Origin of the sequence: Streptomyces sp. NPDC051987 (genome assembly GCF_040680735.1) — a bacterium.
In the GTDB taxonomy this organism is placed as follows: Bacteria; Actinomycetota; Actinomycetes; order Streptomycetales; family Streptomycetaceae; genus Streptomyces.
Map to the genome: position 1 here is coordinate 1 of NZ_JBFAXI010000180.1, position 5,424 is coordinate 5,424.

General features: G+C 73.1%; 2 protein-coding genes. One reads left to right on the forward strand and one right to left on the reverse strand.

The window, feature by feature from the left end:
• Nucleotides 1-173 precede the first annotated feature (173 nt).
• The gene (locus AB0M11_RS40965; protein ID WP_365714011.1) at nucleotides 174-1,046 is read right to left on the reverse strand and encodes a shikimate dehydrogenase; all 873 of its coding nucleotides are present in this window, start codon (nucleotides 1,044-1,046) and stop codon (nucleotides 174-176) included.
• 229 nt (nucleotides 1,047-1,275) lie between these two features.
• Between AB0M11_RS40965 and AB0M11_RS40970 the strand changes: the two genes are divergently transcribed.
• Nucleotides 1,276-5,424: beta-ketoacyl synthase N-terminal-like domain-containing protein (locus tag AB0M11_RS40970; protein ID WP_365714013.1), on the forward strand; the 4,149-nt coding region annotated here is incomplete at its 3' end.

Genomic DNA, 5,424 nt, shown 5'->3' on the forward strand with positions numbered 1-5,424 from the left:
TGTTTTACAGCGGTGTGCTCTCCCGATCTCTGGCCCCCGCGGGGGCGGGCGCCGGCTGCCCGGGCCCCCGCCCGCCCGGCGGTGGCCCGGTCGGTGTCCCCCGCACCGACCGGACCACACGCATACCCCCGCCACGAGCCCGCTCCCGCGGACCGGTCTGCCTCCGCCGCCGGTCAGTCGTACGCCGTCCGGTCCGGCCGGGTCAGCGGTCCGGTGTGATCGGCGCAGGCCGGCTGTTCGGTGCCCGGGCGTCGGCGCAGGCCGAAGAAGTCCCGGTACAGCTGCAGCTGGTGGGTCAGCATGTGCTCGCCGTGGTGGACCGGGAGGCCGTGCGCGGCGGCGGTGCGCAGGAGGCGCGTCTCACGCGGGCTCATGATGATGTCCGCGACCACGGTGCCCGGGGCCAGCCGCCCGGGGGCGAAGGGGAGCGGGTCGTCCGCTCGCAGGCCGAGCGGGGTCGCGTTCACCACCACGTCCGCCGAGTCGCCGGCCGGCGGCGTTCCCTCGCTCACGCGCCCTCCCGCATGCTCGGACAGCCGGTCAAGGAGCGTGCGCACCCGGGCCCGGTCCACGTCGACCACGTTCAGGCGGGCCACCCCGGCGAGCACCAGTGCCGCCGCGATCGCGCCGCCCGCTCCGCCCGCACCCACCAGCGTCACCTGCTTCCCGGCCGGCGGATGGCCCGCGGCGACCAGGCCGGCCACGAAGCCGGTCCCGTCGAAGTTCTCCGCGTACCAGTGCCCGTCCGCTTCGCGCCGCAACGCGTTGGTGCTCCCCGCGAGCCGTACCGCGTCGCTGTGCACCTCGGCGAAATCCCGTGCCCTGGCCTTGTGCGGCACGGTCACCAGCAGCCCGTCCACATTGCCCGCCCGCTGCAGACCCCGTACCACCTCCGCGAGGTGGGCGACGGGCGCGTGCACCGGCACCAGGACCGCGTCCAGGCCCAGCTCGGCGAAGACCGGGTTCAGCAGCTCCGGCGCCCGCACCTGTCGTACCGGATCCCCCAGCACCGCGAAAAGGCGGGCACGGCCGGTAATGGCCGGCATCTCCCCAGAGGAATGCGCCATCTGAAACGCCTCCGATCACATCGCTCCGCATGGGCGGCGAAAATCGCCGCCCAGTGCGCCACTCTCTCCCGGGAGCACCCCCCTTACGCCTGTTCCGGCGTCGATTCAGGGTCCTGTTAGGGGGGGTGTTAGTGGTCCACGAGCCGAGCCGGAATGTGACGCTGAGGTCTCCGCCCAAGAGTCCCCATTCAAGGAGAGGTGTTTCGCCATGCTGCGAACCGAACTGATCCGGCCGGTGCCACAGCTGCTGAAGGCGAACGCCGATCGCTTCGGAGCCAAGGTCGCCTACCGCGATTCCGGGCGCAGTGTGACCCACGCGGAGCTGGAGACCCGCACCCGACGGCTCGCCGGTCACCTCGCGGGCCTGCGGCTCCAGCCCGGGGACCGGGCTGCGATCCTGCATGGCAACAGCGTGGAGTTCGTCGAGAGTTACCTCGCGATCACCAGGGCGGCAGCCGTCGGCGTCCCCCTCAACCCCCGCCTCACCGAGGCCGAACTCGCGTACATGCTGGACGACAGCGGGGCCAGGGTCCTGGTCACCGAGCCGGCTCTGCTGGAACTCGTGACCCGCCTCGCCCAGGACCGCCCGCACCTGCGAGTCGTCGTCACAGGTCGGGCACCCGCCCCCGCCGGCATCGTCTCCTTCGAGACGCTCGCCACGACCGAACCCCCCGAGCCCGCTCGCGATGACCTCGGGCTGGACGACGTGGCCTGGATGCTCTACACCTCCGGCACCACTGGCCGGCCCAAGGGTGTGTTGTCCACCCAGCGCAACTGCCTGACCTCCGTGGCCGCCTGCTACGCCCCGATACCCGGCCTCACCCACGAGGACCGGGTCGTCTGGCCGCTGCCGCTCTTCCACAGTCTCGCCCACATCGTCTGCGTGCTGACCGTGACGGCCGTCGGCGCCACCGCCCGCATCGTCGACGGGTTCTCCGCCGCCGAGATCCTCGACGCCGTGCGCGAGGAGAAGGCCACCTTCCTGGCGGGCGTGCCGACGATGTACCACTACCTCGTGCAGGCCGCCCGCGACGGCGGCTTCACCGCACCCGAACTGCGCATGTGCCTGGTCGGCGGTGCCATCACCACCGCCGAGTTGCGCCGTTCCTTCGAAGAGCTCTTCGGCGCTCCGCTGCTGGACGCCTACGGCTCCACCGAGACCTGCGGCTCCATCACCATCAACTGGCCCACGGGCGCTCGCGTCGAGGGCTCCTGCGGACTACCCGTACCGGGCCTTGCCGTGCGACTGGTCGATCCCGAGACCGGCACGGACGTGCCCGTCGGCACCGAGGGCGAGGTCTGGGTCAAGGGCGCCAGCGTCATGATCGGCTACCACAACCAGCCCGATGCCACCGACGCCGCCTTCCACGACGGCTGGTTCCGCACCGGTGATCTGGCCCGCCGCGACGAGCAGGGCTACTTCACGGTCACCGGCCGCATCAAGGAACTGATCATCCGCGGCGGCGAGAACATCCACCCCGGTGAGGTAGAGAACGTCCTGCGCACCGTCCCCGGCGTGGCCGACGTGGCCGTCACCGGTCGGCCGCACCAGGTGCTCGGCGAGGTCCCGGTCGCCTTCCTCGTGCCCGGACCGCAGGGTGTCGACCTGGAGCGCCTGTTCGAGACCTGCCGTGAGCACCTCGCCTACCACAAGGTCCCGGAAGAGCTGTACGAGATCGACCGCATACCCCGCACCGCCTCCGGCAAGATCATGCGGCACGTCCTGCTGGAGCGCCCGGCCCGGCTGCGCGCCTCGGGCGACGGCCGCTATGAGGCCCTGCTGCGCACCGACTGGCTGCCGCTGCCGTCCGTGCCGGCCCCCGGGATCACGCCCGGCCGCTGGGCGCTGGCCGGCGACATCCACCGCACCCCGCTCGCCGACGCCCTACGCGATCTCGGCCACACGGTGCACACCCACCCGTCCCTGAGCGGACCGGCCGAGTCGGCCGATGCCGGCGGGGTCGCCGGCATCGACGCCCTGGACACGCTGCTGGAGGAAATCGCCGCCGGAGGACAGGCGCCCGACGTCGCCCTGCTGCTGCTCGGGGACGTGCCCGGCACCCGGCCCGCCGACCACGTCGACGGGGTCGAGGCGGTGGTCGCCCAGCTCAGCGCGACGCTCGACGCCTGGCTCGCCGAGGAACGGACCGCGGCCGTCCCGCTCGTCGTCGTCACCCGGGACGCCGTCGCGACCGGGACCGACGACGCTCTCGACCACCTCGCCCATCCCGCCGTCTGGGGCCTGATGCGCTCGTACCAGAGCCAGGTCCCCGAACGGTTCGCCGTCATCGACCTGGGAGCCGACGAGGAGTACGACGCGGTCCGGCTCGCCGCCGCTCTCTGCTCGGCCGTCGCCGCCGGGGAACCGCAGAGCGCCGTCCGCGACGGCATCGTTCTGCGCCCCCGCCTGGTCCGCGCCGCGGCCGTCGGCAGCGCCTTCTCCCCGGCGTCCGGCAGCACCGCCGGCGCCCCCGACACCAGCGGCACGGTCCTGGTGACCGGCACCGACGGCGCGGTGGCCGAGCACCTCGTCCGGCACCTCGTCACCCTGTACGGCGCCCGTCACATCCTGCTGGCCGGCCCGGACGCCCACACCTCTCTCACTGACGAACTCGCGCCGGCCGGTGTCGACGTGCGGGCCGAGTCCTGCGATCTCACCGACCGCAGGGGGCTTGCCCGGCTGTTCGCCCGCTCCGGCCCATCGATCACCGCGGTACTGCACATCTGCGGCCGCGAGGACCTCGCCACCCCGCAGGGCCGCCGCCGTGCGCTGCGCGGTGCCCTGGCCCTGCACGAGGTGACCAAGGACTCGACGCTCGCCACCTTCGTCCTGGTCGGCACCGCCGACGGTCTGCACGGCGCCTTCGGCCACGGGCCCGCCGCCACCGCTGCCGCCCTTGACGCTCTCGCCGGCCACCGGCACGCGCGCGGCCTGCCCGCCCTCTTCCTGGCACTGGGCCCCTGGGAGGGCGACGGCGCCACGGGCGCACCCGGACGTCCGTGGCCGGTCGGCACGCTGTCCGCGCACGAGACACTCGCCATGTTCGACGCCGCGCACAACGTCGCCCAGCCCCAACTGGCCGTACTGCGGCCGGACGTCACCGCACTCGGTGACGTCGACGTACCCGTGCTCCTCACCGACCTCGTCGACGTCCCGCGCAGCACCGGCACCGCCCCCGACGAGCGCGCCACGCAGGCCCTGCGGGACCGCCTCGCCGGGCTGTCCGAGAGCGAGCAGCAGCGCGCGCTGCTGGACCTGGTGGCCCAGGAGGTGAGGGCCATCACCGGCCTGACCGCGCTGGACACCGGCCGCAGCTTCAAGGAGCTCGGCTTCACCTCGGCCGGCGCCGTCGAACTGCGCAACCGCCTCACCGAGGAGACCGGGCTGCGGCTGCCGGTCACCCTCGCCTTCGACCAGCCCAAGCCCGTCGCTGTCGCCGGCGAGCTGCGCCGCAGGCTGTTCGGCGGAGGCGGCGCCGGACAGCCGACCCCCGAAGTGCCGGGGAATGCGGGCCCCGACGAGCCGATCGCGATCGTCGCCATGGGCTGCCGGCTCCCCGGTGATGTCGACGGTCCCGAGGAACTGTGGCGGTTGGTCGCCGAGGGCACCGACGCCGTCACCGAATTCCCTGCGAACCGAGGCTGGGACCTGGAACGCATCTATCACCCCGACCCCGACCATCCCGGCACCTCCTACACCCGGCACGGCGGATTCCTGCCGGACATCGCCGCGTTCGACGCGGACTTCTTCGGGATCTCCCCGCGCGAGGCCATGGCGATGGACCCGCAGCAGCGCCTGCTGCTGGAGACCTCCTGGGAGACCTTCGAACGGGCCGGCATCGACCCGACCGGGCTGGCCGGGGCGCATGTCGGCGTGTTCAGCGGCCTGATGCACCACGACTACGGCAGCACCGTCCGGCAGGCGCCGGAGGGCACCGAGGGCTACCTCGGCATCGGTGTCGCCGGCAGCGTCGCCTCCGGCCGGGTCTCCTACACTCTTGGGTTGGAAGGCCCTGCCGTCACTGTCGACACCGCGTGCTCCTCCTCGCTCGTGGCCCTCCACCTCGCCGTCAGGTCACTGCGCAGCGGCGAGTGCACCATGGCCCTCGCGGGCGGTGCGGCCCTGATGCCGACCCCCGGTGTCTTCGTGGAGTTCTCCCGCCAGCGCGGACTGGCCGCCGACGGCCGCGCGAAGGCGTTCTCGTCCTCGGCCGACGGCACCGCCTGGTCCGAGGGCGTCTCCGTCGTCCTCCTGGAGCGGTTGTCGGACGCGCGGCGCAACGGACATCCGGTGCTGGCGGTCGTGCGAGGCTCCGCGGTCAACCAGGACGGTGCCTCCAACGGTCTGACCGCGCCC